Origin of the sequence: Idiomarina sp. 017G, from assembly GCF_004362265.1 — a bacterium.
In the GTDB taxonomy this organism is placed as follows: domain Bacteria; phylum Pseudomonadota; class Gammaproteobacteria; order Enterobacterales; family Alteromonadaceae; genus Idiomarina; species Idiomarina loihiensis.
Genome location: NZ_SNWT01000001.1, coordinates 845,839 through 861,307 on the forward strand (window position 1 = coordinate 845,839; position 15,469 = coordinate 861,307).

The window sequence follows — 15,469 nt, forward strand, 5'->3', positions numbered from 1 at the left end:
CCTGGGGCAGTAACCGGATAGGTAATAAACGTCACATTATGGCCAGACGCTTCATTAAACGCTTAATGCCTGATCATCAAAAAGTGCGCGAATCCAAAGCGATTCGTTTGTTCGGCAGCCTTCTGCACGATGCAAACTTGTGGCATTTAAATCGACGTTCAGCTTCAGGCGCCTTTGCAGTCGGCTTATTCTGCGCTTTTATACCAGTACCCTTTCAAATGTTATTGGCGGCAGCGGCGGCAATTCCTTTTCGCGTTAACTTGCCACTTTCGGTCGGGCTTGTCTGGGTCTCAAACCCTATTACTATGCCGCCAATGTTCTATCTGTGCTATTTAGTCGGTAATGCCCTGCTCGCAGAGCCACCACAACCCTTTGCTTTTGAACTTAGCTGGGAATGGCTAATGCACAGCATTTCGACCATCGGTCCGGCATTACTGCTTGGGTGTTTGATCCTTGGCACGTTATCCAGCTTTATCGGTTACATCGGTATTCGCCTGCTTTGGCGCCAGTCGGTGGTCAAAGCCTGGCGCCGTCGCAACCCTGAAGGCAATTAAGTACTTTCGTGCAGGGCCTTGGCGGGTTCAACTTTGACCGCCCTCCAGGCTGGATAAATAGTGGCCAGCAAACTCATTACCAGTGCCACGCTGGCGACTAAAATAACGTCGCCCCAAACCCATTCAGAGGGCACCTCACCAACAAAGTAGATATCGTTGGAAAGCAGCTCAAAGTGGAACCAGGATTCAAGCGTTAGCATAATATCCGGTAGAAACTGCGCCAGAAGTATCCCGCAGAAGCAACCGATAGCCACTCCATATAGTCCATTCATTAACCCCTGAAACACAAAGGACTGCAGTAAGGAACTATCTTTCATACCTAAGGTTTTCAACATGGCAATTTGGCTGCGCTTTTTCGCTACCGTCATAATGAGTGTTGAAACAATATTAAAACAGGCTACAGCCATAACCAGAATCAAAACCAGATACACTACCCAGCGCACCAACTCAATATCGCGATATAAATGGCCGTGACTTCGGGTCCAGTCATCCAGATAGACCAATTCTGGCAACTGGTTACCTATTTCCCGGGCAACCGCAGGAGCCGAAAAAACATCCTTTAACCGCAAGCGTACGGAGCTGACATCACTAGCAAAACTCAACTCATTCTTAGCCGTTTCCAGAGAGACGTAGGCATTTTGATAGTCAATTTGTCCGCCAAATTTAAACAACCCGGTGACTTCCAGTCGCACCCGCTCTGGCGAACGAAACCCTCGCTCAGATTTTTCCGGGGTTAGTAAGGAAACAGAGTCGCCAACAGCTAAGTCAAGCTTCTCGGCCAAACCTGCCCCAAGCAATAAACCGCCTTTTTGCTGCCACCTTTGCCAGTCTTCGTTACTTACATAGTTGGATATATCCGATACTTTTTGTTCCTGCTCTGCGGATATTCCCCGAACCTGTATGCCATGAAAAGTTGACTGGGTTTGCACCATAACGGTGGAATTAATTCCCGGAGCCGCCGCTATAACTTGCGGGTGCTCCCGCGCGATTTTTGCTATTTTTTGCCAGTCATCCAGCGCGCCTTCTACTGCACTGTACTCAACCTGCGGAACAACCGCCAGTAACCGCTCCTGCAGCACCTGATTAAAACCGTTCATCATCGACAAGGCCGCAATTAAAACCGCGCAACCAAGCGCTATACCAATAGTGGATGAAGCCGATATAAATGACAAAAAGCCCTGTTTCGCAGTACCTTTACGAAAGCGTCGGGCAATTAACCAGGCAAGCTGCATTAGCCTTGCTCCTTATGCAAAATTCCATTTTTTAAAACTTCTACGCGCTGCAGTTGCTCAGCCAGCTGTAAGTCATGAGTGACCACAATAAAGGCCGTGCCCATTTCCTGATTTAGCTCCAGCATTAACTGATAAATACTCTCAGCCGCTTTACCATCCAGATTACCGGTTGGCTCATCGGCCAGCACCACCTGTGGTTTATTCACAAAAGCCCTGGCTATAGCAACCCGTTGACGTTCACCACCGGAAAGCTGTGCCGGACGATGCGATAACCGGTGCTCTAATCCCACACGCACTAGTAACTGCTTCGCGTTTTTTTTAGCCTCAACAGGGCTCTTACCCGCTATCATTTGCGGCATTGCAACGTTTTCCAACGCTGAAAATTCCGGCAATAAATGATGAAACTGATACACAAAGCCAAGGTTCTGGTTACGCCACTGCGCCAACTTGTCGGCTTTCCAGGGCGTCATTTCCTGATCTTTATAAAATAATTGACCCGATGAGGGTTTATCCAGTCCACCCAACAAATGCAGCAAAGTGCTTTTACCCGAGCCTGACGCTCCGACTACGGCAACCATTTCTCCGGCTTGCAGCGCAAAATCAATGTCTTTTAAAACGGTAACCTGGTCGCCCCCGTCCTGATAGGATTTACTCAATTCTTTGCAACGCAACAGCGCGTCAGTCATAGCGTAATGCCTCCGAGGGTTGAACATGTGCGGCTTGTGATGCGGGATATAGCGTTGCCACCAAAGTTAAGGTAATTGCGGCAACCACGGTAATAATAACCTGAGACACGTTAATAATAATTGGCAAACCTTCATCTGATCCGGCAAAGATCTGTGCACCGAATAAAGCCAGAATATCATTCAGATACCAGCTCAATATCAGCCCCAGAATAACGCCAATTAATGATCCCAGAACGCCGTTATAAAGCCCCTGCAATAAAAATACCGTGCGTATACGCCCGTTAGATAAACCCAACGTTTGTAATATGGCGATATCGTGGCGTTTGTCGTTTATCACCATAATAAGAGCCGATAAAGTATTAAACGCAGCAACAGCAATGATTAGCGCCAGCATTAACCACATCATGCGTTTTTCCATGCCAACTGCTTCAAATAACTGGCCATAATTTTGTCGCCAGTCGCTGGTCGTTAATTGCGTTTTATTGCGCAGACTTTCTGCCACTTGGGGGGCTTTAAAAGCGTCATCTAAAAACAACTGCAGCCCACTCACTTTTCCTTCAGGTAAGCGAATTAAACGAGCTAAGTCACTACCGTGGGCAAAAACAACCGATTCATCCACCTCTGAGCCCATAGAAAAGAACCCGGTAACGACAAAGCGGCGCTGCGACGGCACTAGTCCAAAAGGTGTATAAACACCGCCCTGCGCGGCAATAATTCGAATGTTATCGCCAACGGTTATTCCTTGTTTTTGCGCCAGTCGCTGACCTATTATCAAGTGATAACTGCCCGGGGTTAGACTGAGCCAGTCACCAACCACCATTTTATCTTCGAGTGAAAGAGGTACCTCGCCCGCATCCGGGTAAATGCCCTGTATATTGGCTACCGACATCTTTTCTGAAAACTGCAATATGCCCTGCGTTTGCACATACGGCATTGACCCTTTAATAGCCTCTAGTTCGGGCAGTTGCTCCTGGGTTTTACGCCAGTTTGTCAGTTCCGTAGTGCTGTCAGCGTCGGTTAGGGTTACCTGAGGGACTGCGCCCAAAATCCGTTCTTTCAATTGGCCTTCAAAACCGTTCATAACCGACATGACAACCACCAGAGCCATAACCCCAAGGGCAATACCGGCAAAGGCAAAGCGGTTGATAAAGGCGGTAAACGCAGACCCCTGCCTTGCCCGACTATAGCGCAGGCCAATAAACAGCACGACCGGCTGAAACATATACCCTCAATTATTTGATGGTTGCTAATTCATAACGAGCAAGGATAATGAGTTGTATTGAGCCTGACAACTAAAAGCCGACACAATGACGCAATCGCAGACATCAATGACATCACCAATCGGAGATTTCTTCACCGTAAGAGATCGTTTCCCGGTCAATTTAATTGCGCTGGATTCGGCTGACAGTATCCCTGACGAAGACGCGTTTATTGCTGAAATCCCGGAACTGTTCACTATTGCGTCCAGCATGGCTGAAAGTGACCAGCAGCAACTGCAAAGTATTAAAGTTGAACAGTCATCAGGCAGCGCTCTGGTCGCCTTTCTAGAACAGCAACACAAACGCATGAACATATTGTTGGGCTACATGCTCCGCAACGAGGATGATCCGGCTCACCGCTTTGAAGGCGTTGAATACGGCGGCGGTGGTATTCGCATAATAAATGAGTCGCCACTAACCGAAGGTCAGACATTTCAGGCAAAACTATTTTTTAAAGAAGAAGCTCTGGCAATTTACTGTTATCTGACAGCTGAAAACTCAGAACCAGAAGACGAGGGTGAGACTTATCGTTGCACTCTCAGCTTTGCTCAAATTCGCGAGGAAGATCAGGAGCTATTGATTCGGGCCAGTCTTCATGCCCAGAGTCGCCAGCTTAAAGAGCGTTCCAAACAACGCCGCGAAGAAAAACAAAACGACAACCTGTCATCCAAATCCTGATTGATTTCGGTATAATACCGACGTTTTTCCAAACCAGTTGAGTAGTCATGACTAAGGCATCTGTATTAAGACCCCCTTTTCCTCCGGCAGCAAACAAAGACCTTACCTGGCAGGAGTTGCATGGCAGCTCGCCGGCAATGGCGATAGCGAGGCTAATTGACGCCACGCCAGGGCGGGTTTTAATTGTCACCGCAGATGCTAACCAGGCACACCGGTTAGAACAGGAAGTGAAATACTTTGCCGGTGAGCACACCGAATACCATGACGACATTACGCTTTTTCCCGACTGGGAAACTTTGCCTTACGACAGCTTTTCGCCGCATCAGGACATTATTTCTGACCGACTCAGTGTGCTGGCACGCCTTCCTGATGCAAAGCGCGGCGCACTGATTGTCAGCATTAATACCCTGCTGCACCGAATTGCTCCAACCTCTTTTGTGCAGGGGCAAGCGTTACAAATTGAAAAAGGCCAGCAACTCGATAGCCTGAAGCTGCGCCAGCAACTTGAGAATGCCGGTTACCGTCATGTTAATCAAGTAATGGAGCATGGCGAGTTCAGTGCCCGCGGCTCTATCTTAGACTTATACCCTATGGGCAGCCAGACACCTTACCGACTCGACTTTTTTGACGACGAAGTCGATACCATTCGGCCGTTTGACCCTGAGACTCAGCTATCAAAAGATCCAATAGACGGCATTAACTTGCTGCCCGCACACGAGTTTCCACTGACAAAAACGGCAATTGAACGCTTTCGCGCAAATTACCGTGAGCACTTTGAGGCGAGCACTGAGCGTGAATCGGTGTATCAACAAGTCAGTAAAGGCCAGTTACCTGGTGGTATAGAGTACTATCTGCCGTTATTTTTTGAAGAAACTGCCAGCTTGTTTGATTACCTTCCCGAAGACACGGTATTGGTTACTTTCGGCAACATTCAGGCGAGCCTGGAACGACTGTGGCAGGATATTAACCACCGCTACGATCAGCGTCAGTTTGACCCTTTACGGCCGTTACTGCACCCAAATGAGCTGTTTCTTCCGGTCGATAATATTCACGCCGGTTTCAAACAGTACCGACGGGTGCGTGCCAATGTACCTGCAGAAATGGCACAACCCGGTCCCACGCCGTTTTTGACAGAGGCAGTAACGGAAATAGCAGCTGACCATCAGCAAAAGCAACCCTTTGCCAAGTTAAAGACCAAACTGGAACAGGCTTTGACAACGGGTGACAAAGTTCTGCTGTCAGCCGAGAGCGCAGGCCGCCGCGAAGCCTTCCGGGAAATTGTCAGCAAGCTTGGTTTTCAGGTAAGACTTTGCTCGGGGCTGGATGAATGCCCAACCCAACAAATTGGGTTAATCATTAGCCCCATTATTAATTCATTTTATTTACCAGACGCCAAACTTTGGTTTATTACCGAAACCGAATTGTTTGGTAACCGCGTGGTACAAAGCCGTCGACGTCAGCAAAAAGCCACTGTCAGCGCCGATACACTGATTCGCAATTTAGCAGAACTGCAAGCCGGTCAGCCGGTTGTTCACCTGGACCACGGTGTTGGTCGTTATCAGGGGCTGACAACCTTAGATGCCGGAAATGTCACCACCGAATTTGTTACCATTGAGTACGCTGGCGGCGCTAAGCTCTACGTTCCGGTCGCCAACCTTAATGTTTTAAGCCGCTACAGTGGCGGTGAAGAAAGCCATGCGCCGTTAAACAAACTGGGGAACGACAGCTGGGACAAGGCCAAAAAACGTGCTGCGGAAAAAGTCCGTGATGTTGCGGCAGAACTGCTCGACATTTACGCTCGCCGCGAAGCGAAACCCGGCTATGCATTTAACATTAACGAAGAAGATTACCAACGTTTTGCCGCCGGCTTTCCGTTTGAAGAAACCATTGACCAACAGACTGCAATTGATGCGGTTAAGCAGGACATGCAACAGCCCCGCGCTATGGACAGACTGGTTTGCGGCGACGTGGGCTTTGGTAAAACTGAAGTGGCCATGCGCGCGGCCTTTATTGCAGTTAATGAAGGTAAACAAGTAATGGTGCTGGTTCCTACCACCCTACTTGCCCAGCAACACTACGAAAACTTCAGTGACCGTTTTGCTGATCAGGCCATTCGGGTTGAAGTGCTGTCGCGCTTTAAAACCGCCAAGCAGTCAAAAGGCATTCTTGAAGACTTATCCAACGGCAAAGTCGACATTGTTATTGGTACCCACAAGTTACTGCAAGACAATGTTAAGTGTCATGACTTAGGTCTGCTTATTGTCGACGAAGAACACCGCTTTGGTGTAAGACAAAAAGATACAATTAAACGCCTGCGCGCTGACGTAGATATTCTGACGCTAACCGCAACACCGATTCCGCGTACCCTGAATATGGCCATGAACAACATTCGTGACCTTTCAATTATAGCCACGCCACCAGCTAAGCGACTGGCAGTAAAAACCTTTGTCCGCGAATACGACGAGCCAACGGTTCGTGAGGCAATATTGCGTGAGATTCTGCGCGGTGGTCAGGTTTATTTCTTACACAACAATGTCGACACCATTGAAAAAACTGCGGCCGATATTGAAGCTCTGGTTCCGGAAGCGCGGGTTGTGGTTGCTCACGGACAGATGCGTGAACGTGACCTTGAGCGCATTATGTCGGACTTCTACCATCAGCGGTTTAACGTGCTGGTCTGTACCACCATTATTGAAACCGGTATCGACATACCCAGCGCCAACACCATTATTATGGATCGCGCCGATCACCTGGGTCTGGCGCAGATGCACCAGCTGCGGGGCCGGGTCGGACGTTCGCATCATCAGGCTTACGCCTATTTATTGACGCCACACCCCAAACGCATGACCAAAGACGCACACAAGCGCCTCGAAGCGATTTCTCAGCTGGAAGACCTGGGTGCCGGCTTTATGCTTGCAACTCACGACCTGGAAATTCGTGGTGCCGGCGAGCTGCTGGGCGATGATCAGAGTGGTCAGATTGAAAGCATTGGCTTTACTTTATACATGGACATGCTGGAGCAAGCGGTTAAAGCTTTAAAAGAAGGCAAAGAACCCGCGCTTGCGCAACTGCTACACGAACGTGCTGAAATTGACCTGAAACTGCCGGCACTTTTACCTGAAGCTTACATACCAGACGTCAATAATCGTTTAAGTTTGTATAAGCGAATAGCCAACTGCGAAACAAGCAAAGAGCTTGATGATCTGCAAGTAGAATTGATTGATCGTTTTGGCCTGTTACCGGACGCCGCAAAAAACCTGATTCGGCAGACACAACTTCGCAATAATGCGGAACAGTTAGGTATACGCAAAATTGATATTGGTAATCAGGGCGGTATTATTGAGTTTGCCGACGACACGAAAATTAACCCCGAGATAATTATTGGGTTAATTCAAAAAGCGCCCAGCTATTATAAGCTGGACGGGCCAAACCGTTTACGTTTGAGTCAACCACTGGAAGATACTCAAAGCCGCTTAAAACTGGTAGAGTCTCTGCTAGACGAGTTTGCAGAGCAATCTCAGGCGGCGTAACACAGGAGTGAATAAATGGCGCTGGTACATCGGGGTGTAAAATCGATACTGGGTTTAGCAACCGCATTAACGGCTTTAGTGTCTGTAAATGCTATGGCCCAGGCAAATAAAGATTATTGGCGCTGGTTTGAAGTTGAAGTTCTGGTCTTCAAACAAACCGCTACCGATCAGTCCGGTGAAAACTTTTCTTTAACCATGCAGCCTATTGCGGTTAATAAAAGCCGGGATTTATTAACCCCTCACTACAGCCGACAAAATCGCTCTCTTCGCAGCGCTCTGCCTGTTTGCGAAGCATTCTCTGAACAAAACTGGCAAATTGATATTGCCTGCCAGTATGACAACGAAGAACAATGGATCCCTATTGCCGGTAACCCATTCGCACCGGAACACAAGTTATCTGAAATGGCCTCTACTGAGGTTGTTATCGATGGCCCCGGTGGCGATATAGAGCAGGCCTCGCAGCCGTTCCTGATGCCTGCAGATGCCCTTGAACTATCTCCAGTCAGAACCGAACTCGAGCGCAAAGGTCAGGCTAAATCGCTGTTGCATCTAGCCTGGAGACAACCAGTTTTTACCCGGAGTGTCGGTCGTAAAATGCGCTTATTTGGCGGCAAAAACTATGGCAAGGACTTCTTCTATAATGGTTTTCCCAAAGAGCAGGAACCACTCGATACACCGCTGTCCAGTGCCGGTCAGGAGCAGCGCATGGATAATATCCAACGCCTGTTCAACCTTATTGAATCCGGCACCGCTCCCTTTATCAGCCCGAAAGATAACACCCCGGTTCGCCCGCCTCTCACGGCAGCCGGGAACCCTCAGCTCGCCTGGGAATTTGATGGCTTAATGCATATTTTTCTGGTCGGTAACTATCTGCATATTGACGGTGAGTTCAACTTACGCGAACAAGATGAAATCAAACGTATTGCCAACAACTTAGAAACTCAGGCGGCGTATGCTCTTAATGGAGCGAGTGAACAAACACCTTATTTACGTAGCTATTACTTTTCTCAGTTACGGCGCGTTATCAGTCACGAAACACATTACTTTGATCACCCCAAACTCGGGGTTGTCGTTCAAATTCGCCGTACTGACTTATCGGCTCCAAGGTACTAATAAGTTACGAGGCAATTATGGAAAAGTACGAAGAACTGCTACTGGCCTTAAGAAAAGTTATTCGCGCCATCGACTTATACTCTAAGCAGCTAAATAAGTATTCCGGATTAACCGCACCTCAGTTACTAATTTTGCGTGAAATAAATGCTGCAAACGGTATAACCGCCAGTAAGGTTGCACAAAATATCAACCTAAGCCCGGCAACCGTCTCTAATGTCATCGAACGCCTTGAACACCGACAGTTAATCCACAGACACCGCAGTGAACAAGATAAACGCCGTGTGTCTCTTTATCTGACTGAACAGGGGCTTAGTCTTCTGGAAAAGGCACCACAGCCGTTACAGGAAGATTTTATCGAAAAGTTTCAGGCACTGGATGAATGGGAGCAGTCGTTGCTGCTCTCGTCAATGCAAAGAATTGCCAATATGATGGATGCGGAACGTCTTGACGCCGCCCCCGTACTTGAAGTTGGAAGCTACCATAAACTGGACCACTAACATGCACAAACAACTACTTAGCTTATTACCAGCTCTGCTTTTATCGGGAACTGCAATTGCAGAAACCTGTGGAAGTGACAAAGAGATTATTCCTATTTCACAGGTACAAGGAGACAGTAACCAGTCTCCAAAAGTTGATAAGCAAGTAACCGTGCGCGGTATTGTTACCGCAAGCTGGCAGCCGTCTGAGCAACTTGGCGGCTTTTTTATTCACAGTTTGCCTGAGGATATAGATGAAAACTCTGCCACCTCAGAGGGTTTATTTATAGTTACCAATAAGCAGCATTCACAAGTTAATAGCGGTGAATGGGTAAGAGTGACGGGACAAGTTGAAGAGCGTTCGGAATTAACCTCGTTAATTGAGGTATCCAATATAACGACCTGTGGTGAAGCAAAAACACTTCCTGCGACAACTGAACTGAACCTCCCGGTTGGATCACTTGACCAGCTTGAAGCCTTAGAAGGTATGCCTGTTATTTTATCCGCGACTAAAGGCGAGAGCCTGACGGTTTCAGGCAATTACAATTACCCTCGCTACGGTTTTTTCGATATTTCCGGCGGGCGCTTATGGACGCCGACTCAAATCGTTATGCCGGGAAAAGATGCAAAACTTCAGGCACAGGAAAACGAATTGAACCGCTTGCAGGTTGATGACAACAGCAATGTCACCGAACCACGTCCGCTGCCTTATTCCGAGCTTCAGCATGGTGAACAAAGTAGTTTGCGTTCCGGCTCTACCCTAAAAAGCTTCTCCGGTATTATCAGCCAGTTCAATAACCGTTACCGAATTCAGCCAACCGACGACTTAGAACTAGAAGCACCGTCTGTGCAACCGCAACTGGCGGAGAAGTCCGATAAGGCCCTGCGCATCGCCAGTTTTAATGTACTGAACTTCTTTAATGGAAACGGCGCCGGACAAGGTTTTCCGACTCCCAGAGGAGCCGACACGCCTGAGCAAATGCAACGACAACAGAAAAAAATTGTTGCCGCACTAACGGCTATTGATGCTGATGTTATTGGCTTAATGGAAATTGAGAATGACGGATTTGGTGAGCGCAGCGCAATAATGCAACTGGTCAAGGCACTGGAGAAAGCGTCAGGAAAAGATTACGCAATAGCTGAGCCGCGTGCAGAAAAAATCGGAACAGACCAAATTACTGTCGGTATTATTTATCAACCCAAGCGTGTAAAGCCAAGTTCTCACGCGATATTTACACGTCAGGGGCCTTTCTCCTGGGGAAGTCGCCCTCCTCTTGCGCAAAGCTTTATCGCCACCAACACCGATCAAGAATTCAGTGTTGTGGTAAACCACTTCAAGTCGAAGGGCAGTTGTCCGGAGGACTCTGAAAGCCCAAACAGTAATCAAAATGATGGGCAGGCGTGCTGGAACGATTTAAGACTTCAGTCCTCGCGGGAATTAACGCAATGGATTCAGAGCGAGTCTTTAACAAACCCGGTATTACTGGGTGACTTTAACGCTTATTATCAGGAAGACCCGGTGCGTTATTTTGCTGACAATGGTTTTTATAACCCTTCAGGCGCAAAAGACTATTCTTACGTTTATGACAGTCAGGCCGGGGCTTTAGATCACGTTTTTGTTGCCGACTCACTTAAAGACGCGATTCAGGAAGTGTATCACCTACCCTTTAATGCTGACGAACCCCAGCTATATGATTACCGCGATGAGGCATACTTTGCAGAAGGTCCATTCCGCTCTTCTGACCATGATCCATTAGTACTGGACTTAGTTTTTTCCGGCTCTGGCATGTAGGCATTATTGGTTCCGAAGTGAACCTCGAACTCAACACCAACCAACCACTGGCCGCTACGCTGTTCCGTCATAAGATTGTGAGGCCAGTGGTACCCAACCCAAGTTTCCACAAAAAACCATTCCCGTAAGTATCGCTGACGATTAAGAAAGCGCAATCCATAGTCCTGAACAGGCACTTCATGGTCAGTATTGCCCTCTATCCAGGTTTCTGTCGCCCAGGCTTTTTCCTGCCCATACAAATGATATAAACGCGCAGTACTGTTCCAGCGAATACCGTCTGTTTCTTCTGCAAAAGTGCCTTTAGAAGCCCACCGTAATAACCATGTATCAGTTAATGTGGCTTCATAATCTACTCTCTGTGCAACACCAAAGCCGTCACTGTCGCGCCAGAAAGCTGAAGACTGCATACGAACTTGCTGATTGCCTGAAAAAACAAAACCTGTCATATAGCGGGCTCTGGCATAGGTATCAAACCTTAACCCACCACGTATCCCTATACTGTAAGACACTCGGTGCGCTTCATTAATTTCAGGGTCGAAGCCTAAACCCACTAGCCATTCTTCGTCTGACTGTGGAGAACGAATAACTGAAGGGCGACCAGTAGAGTCATCATCCAGAAACTCATTTTCATCCACCCGGCCAATGAAAGCTGAAACGTTTTCTTTTAGCTTAGGTAAGGTTACCCGGGCTCTGAATCGGGACTTAACTTCAAAGCCATCGTGCTGATCCCATTGCGGCGCAACCGAAAGCCGCCCGTAAGAGCGTTCATATTGATTAATACTTTCATCTCCGAACAAGCCGTCAAACCAGCGCGCGGTTGCATCTACCGAGGTTCCAAGTCCGCTGCGGAAACTGTCCAGCCACATATCATCTTCTTCATCAGCCTGTTGAGCTGCTGTAGCTGACTGGCAACCAAGACTAAAAATAAAAGCTAACCAAGTAATCTTTTTCATATTGAATGGTCTATAACTAAACATCACCTTTGGTTGGAGAACACTATGTCGTTTCGCCTTATATTTGTTATTGTCGGTTTGTTAGTATCATGTTTCAGCATGGCACAGAATAGCGAGCCAACAAAGCAAAAAAATGAAAAAGTCGCGACTTTTGCCGGCGGCTGTTTCTGGTGTGTTGAAGAAGCTTTCGAGAAAATGGCCGGAGTCCGGGAAGTCATCTCAGGATACAGCGGAGGTGATGAAGCTAACCCAACCTATGAGCAGGTTTCAGCAGGTAAAACCGGGCATACGGAAGCAGCCCAGATATACTACAACCCCGATGTCGTAAGCTACGCAGCACTACTTCAGAAGTTATGGCGTATCAGTGATCCGACCGACAACGACGGACAGTTTGTTGACCGCGGTAAACAATATCGCCCCGCTGTTTTTTATCACAATGACGAACAAAAGCGTATAGCTATGAAGTCGCGCGAGTGGCTGGATAAAAATGGTCCCTTCCCTGACCCGGTGGTTATTGAAATAACACCCTTTAAGAGCTTCTACAAAGCGGAAGAATACCACCAGGACTATTACGACAAGAACCCCGTTCGCTACCGTATTTATACCTACAACTCAGGACGTTATGACTTCGTTGAAAAGCATTGGGGCGATACCTCGGACGTTGACTATCAGCAATTTACGAATGACAACCCGACAGGTGAATCTGGGCAGCAAAGCTTTGTTAAACCCAGCGACAGTGAACTGAAACAACGCCTAACGGATATTCAGTATGCGGTGACTCAGGAAGACCAAACGGAACCCGCCTTTGATAACCGCTACTGGGACAATGAGCGCGATGGCATCTATGTGGATGTAGTAAGCGGTGAACCGCTTTTTTCTTCAGCAGATAAATACGAGTCAGGCACCGGCTGGCCAAGCTTTACCAAACCCATAAGCCCTGATGCGGTAGTAGAAAAAGATGACAGCAGTTGGTTCTACACCCGCACTGAAATTCGCAGCCGCAAAGCGGACTCTCATGTAGGCCATGTCTTTAAGGATGGCCCTCAGCCTACCGGTTTAAGGTATTGCATGAACTCGGCGGCGCTGCGCTTTATTCCTTTAGAAGAAATGGAGGAAGAAGGGTACGGCGACTACATTCCTGCAGTCACCGATGATTAGTTAAGCGGTAATAATCAGGCCGTCCAGCCCAGCTCAGTAGCGCGCTGCTGAGCTTGCTTGGGCACATCAGTTGCCACAAAGTGATGATGCAGCACCTGAACACCAAGCATATGGTTGATGACGGCATCAAGCTGCACACGCTCTTCATTCGGAACATTCTCATCCTGATGCCGTTCAAAGGTCCGCACCACTTCGTCGTAGTCAAGCAAACCGGCTGACTTAACTGCCTCAGCATTCAGGAATTGCTCCGCCAGCTTCTCAACAGCTTTCCACTTCTCTGGGTCAGTGTGCGCCGGCGGCGCCATAAAAGCGAACTTCTCCCGTTTATACAGCGTTTCAGGCAACAAGCCTTTCATGGCTTCACGCAACACATATTTTTCTTTATTGCCTTTAATACGCAGGTGCGGCGGCACAGTGAAAGCGTATTCCGCCAAGTGATGATCTAAAAATGCCGGGCGCGCCTCCATTGAATTAGCCATATCCACCCGGTCGCCGCCCCAGGTCAGAATTTGCCCTTCCAGCATGGTTTTAATCCAGACATACTGAGCTCTGTCCAGCGGATGCCGACCATCCAGCATGTCTTTATCAAGTGTGTTGGCAATAGCCAGGCTGGGGTCATAGCCTTCAACCTGTTTTCGCTTGTTCTCCGACATAAGCGGCAGCGCAACCGATGAGCAGGAAAGCCACGGCTGCACACAACTTGGAGTAAAACCCATTTTCTGGTTAAAAGCGTCGCTGACAAACTCTTCGCGAGCCAACATCGCGCCTTTAAAGAGTTTATTGTTTTTCTCCAACAGCTCCTGCCACTCAACCCGCTCTACTTCCGGTAAATGGTCGAGTCCATGCAGGAACATGTCCTTTCTAAAAGCCGGGTAACCGGCAAAGAGTTCATCGGAACCCTCACCTGTCATCACAACTTTATAACCCGCCTCGTGTACTTCTTTACTCATTAAGTACTTGGCTACACCCAGAGTGTTGTATATTGTTCGCTCGGTATGCCATAAGGTTTTCACAAAATGGTCATAGAGATCATCGGCTTTCAGCCGCATAATATGGTGATCAGCCTGAGTGGCTTCAGCCATTTCTTCTGCAATAGGTGTCTCATCGTAGTCGGCAGAATCAAAACCTATGGTAAAAGCTTTTACCGAAGTCTGGGTTGAGGCGGATGCAAGTCCCAGAATGGCACATGAATCAATACCACCGGACAAATAGCAACCTACAGGTACATCAGCTGTCATTCGGTGCTGAACGGCTTCCAGTAGCTTAGCGCGGACCCCTTCAATATAAGATTCCTCATCAACATCGGCGCCCGGGTAGCTCTCCTCCGGCGGAAAATCGACATCCCAGTACTTATGCTCTGTTGCAACCACTTTGCCATTTTTACGCTGCAACTTGACCACATAACCCGGCTGAACCTGGTTAATCCCTTCAAAAGCCGTAGAGCCCGGAACCATCACTTGAATCAGTTGGTGGTATAAGCCCTCTGCCGAAAACTCTCGTTTAACATCCGGATGAGCGAACAAGACTTTCAGCTCAGAGCCAAACACCACACCGTGCTCCGTTTCCGTCCAGTATAAAGGCTTAATTCCAAATCTGTCGCGCACCAGGTAAAGGCTTTCGTCTTCGGCATCGAACAGGCCGAAAGCAAACTCTCCACGAAGCTCCTTTAGGGTGTCCTCCAGTCCGTAACGCTCAAACAGGTGAAGAACAATTTCAGAGTCGCTTTTACTGTTAAACCGTGCGCCACGAGCGGTTAAATCCGCACGTATGCGTTTAAAGTCGTAAAACTCACCGTTATGGGTCAGCATCAGTCTTTTATCGGCTGATATAAAAGGTTGCCGACCTCGCTTTTCATCCAGGTCGATAATGGATAAACGGGCGTGACTAAATCCAACGCCATAGTCTTGTTGTACTTCATAACCAAACCCGTCGGGGCCACGATGATGCATTATCGCAGCCATATTCACTAAGATTTGGGGTTCAATCGCTCTTTCCGTTTGATGATGAAAAACGCCAGCAATTCCGCACATTCTTTGCT

General features: G+C 48.1%; 12 protein-coding genes. 7 read left to right on the forward strand and 5 right to left on the reverse strand.

Annotated features, from left to right (window positions below; all coding sequences use genetic code 11):
- Positions 1-38 precede the first annotated feature (38 nt).
- Positions 39-554 (forward strand): DUF2062 domain-containing protein, encoded by a 516-nt coding sequence (locus tag DEU30_RS04140; protein WP_110013285.1) that lies wholly within the window; start codon positions 39-41, stop codon positions 552-554.
- Here the strand turns inward: DEU30_RS04140 and DEU30_RS04145 are convergent.
- From DEU30_RS04145 to DEU30_RS04155, 3 genes are read right to left on the reverse strand one after another with little or no spacing between them, the layout of a single operon-like run.
- Positions 551-1,786, reverse strand: coding sequence for a lipoprotein-releasing ABC transporter permease subunit (locus DEU30_RS04145; RefSeq protein ID WP_114981211.1), 1,236 nt, complete (start codon positions 1,784-1,786; stop codon positions 551-553). The genes DEU30_RS04140 and DEU30_RS04145 overlap by 4 nt on opposite strands.
- Complete coding sequence (gene lolD / locus DEU30_RS04150; protein ID WP_114981209.1) at positions 1,786-2,472, reverse strand: lipoprotein-releasing ABC transporter ATP-binding protein LolD; 687 nt, start codon at positions 2,470-2,472, stop codon at positions 1,786-1,788. The genes DEU30_RS04145 and lolD overlap by 1 nt, the downstream gene beginning before the upstream one ends.
- Entirely contained in the window at positions 2,465-3,694 is a 1,230-nt protein-coding gene (locus DEU30_RS04155; protein WP_011234761.1) for a lipoprotein-releasing ABC transporter permease subunit, read from the reverse strand. Before DEU30_RS04155 ends, lolD begins: the two co-directional genes overlap by 8 nt.
- A gap of 106 nt (positions 3,695-3,800) precedes the next feature.
- Between DEU30_RS04155 and DEU30_RS04160 the strand changes: the two genes are divergently transcribed.
- The 5 genes from DEU30_RS04160 to DEU30_RS04180 are packed head-to-tail and all read left to right on the forward strand — an operon-like array spanning position 3,801 to position 11,320.
- The gene (locus tag DEU30_RS04160) at positions 3,801-4,409 is read left to right on the forward strand and encodes a PilZ domain-containing protein (protein ID WP_016341348.1); all 609 of its coding nucleotides are present in this window, start codon (positions 3,801-3,803) and stop codon (positions 4,407-4,409) included.
- Between the two features lie 47 nt (positions 4,410-4,456).
- Entirely contained in the window at positions 4,457-7,939 is a 3,483-nt protein-coding gene (gene mfd / locus DEU30_RS04165) for a transcription-repair coupling factor (RefSeq protein ID WP_114981207.1), read from the forward strand.
- Positions 7,940-7,954: 15 nt separating this feature from the next.
- A complete protein-coding gene (locus tag DEU30_RS04170; protein WP_034821312.1) occupies positions 7,955-9,052 on the forward strand; it encodes a peptidoglycan binding protein CsiV in 1,098 nt (365 codons plus the stop codon).
- 17 nt (positions 9,053-9,069) lie between these two features.
- Positions 9,070-9,549 carry a MarR family transcriptional regulator gene (locus DEU30_RS04175; RefSeq protein ID WP_114981205.1) on the forward strand — a complete coding sequence of 160 codons (480 nt, stop codon included), beginning with the start codon at positions 9,070-9,072 and terminating at the stop codon, positions 9,547-9,549.
- Between the two features lies 1 nt (position 9,550).
- The gene (locus DEU30_RS04180) at positions 9,551-11,320 is read left to right on the forward strand and encodes an ExeM/NucH family extracellular endonuclease (protein WP_114981203.1); all 1,770 of its coding nucleotides are present in this window, start codon (positions 9,551-9,553) and stop codon (positions 11,318-11,320) included.
- Here DEU30_RS04180 and DEU30_RS04185 read toward each other — a convergent pair.
- Positions 11,224-12,273 carry a hypothetical protein gene (locus tag DEU30_RS04185; RefSeq protein ID WP_114981201.1) on the reverse strand — a complete coding sequence of 350 codons (1,050 nt, stop codon included), beginning with the start codon at positions 12,271-12,273 and terminating at the stop codon, positions 11,224-11,226. The two genes, DEU30_RS04180 and DEU30_RS04185, sit on opposite strands and share 97 nt — an antisense overlap.
- A 99-nt stretch (positions 12,274-12,372) precedes the next feature.
- Between DEU30_RS04185 and msrB the strand changes: the two genes are divergently transcribed.
- Entirely contained in the window at positions 12,373-13,431 is a 1,059-nt protein-coding gene (gene msrB, locus DEU30_RS04190) for a peptide-methionine (R)-S-oxide reductase MsrB (protein WP_279512849.1), read from the forward strand.
- Between the two features lie 14 nt (positions 13,432-13,445).
- Here the strand turns inward: msrB and asnB are convergent, their stop codons facing one another.
- On the reverse strand, positions 13,446-15,461 hold the full coding sequence (asnB, locus tag DEU30_RS04195; protein WP_114981197.1) for an asparagine synthase (glutamine-hydrolyzing): 2,016 nt from the start codon (positions 15,459-15,461) through the stop codon (positions 13,446-13,448).
- Positions 15,462-15,469: the final 8 nt, after the last annotated feature.

What these genes read in the sequence shown, in the direction of transcription:
- DEU30_RS04170 (WP_034821312.1), top strand. Translation starts at nt 7,955, where the DNA reads ATGGCGCTGGTACATCGGGGTGTAAAATCGATACTGGGTTTAGCAACC.
- DEU30_RS04180 (WP_114981203.1), top strand. Translation starts at nt 9,551, where the DNA reads ATGCACAAACAACTACTTAGCTTATTACCAGCTCTGCTTTTATCGGGA.
- DEU30_RS04155 (WP_011234761.1), bottom strand. Translation starts at nt 3,694, where the DNA reads ATGTTTCAGCCGGTCGTGCTGTTTATTGGCCTGCGCTATAGTCGGGCA.
- lolD (WP_114981209.1), bottom strand. Translation starts at nt 2,472, where the DNA reads ATGACTGACGCGCTGTTGCGTTGCAAAGAATTGAGTAAATCCTATCAG.
- mfd (WP_114981207.1), top strand. Translation starts at nt 4,457, where the DNA reads ATGACTAAGGCATCTGTATTAAGACCCCCTTTTCCTCCGGCAGCAAAC.
- DEU30_RS04140 (WP_110013285.1), top strand. Translation starts at nt 39, where the DNA reads ATGGCCAGACGCTTCATTAAACGCTTAATGCCTGATCATCAAAAAGTG.
- DEU30_RS04175 (WP_114981205.1), top strand. Translation starts at nt 9,070, where the DNA reads ATGGAAAAGTACGAAGAACTGCTACTGGCCTTAAGAAAAGTTATTCGC.
- msrB (WP_279512849.1), top strand. Translation starts at nt 12,373, where the DNA reads ATGGCACAGAATAGCGAGCCAACAAAGCAAAAAAATGAAAAAGTCGCG.
- asnB (WP_114981197.1), bottom strand. Translation starts at nt 15,461, where the DNA reads ATGTGCGGAATTGCTGGCGTTTTTCATCATCAAACGGAAAGAGCGATT.
- DEU30_RS04185 (WP_114981201.1), bottom strand. Translation starts at nt 12,273, where the DNA reads ATGAAAAAGATTACTTGGTTAGCTTTTATTTTTAGTCTTGGTTGCCAG.
- DEU30_RS04160 (WP_016341348.1), top strand. Translation starts at nt 3,801, where the DNA reads ATGACATCACCAATCGGAGATTTCTTCACCGTAAGAGATCGTTTCCCG.
- DEU30_RS04145 (WP_114981211.1), bottom strand. Translation starts at nt 1,786, where the DNA reads ATGCAGCTTGCCTGGTTAATTGCCCGACGCTTTCGTAAAGGTACTGCG.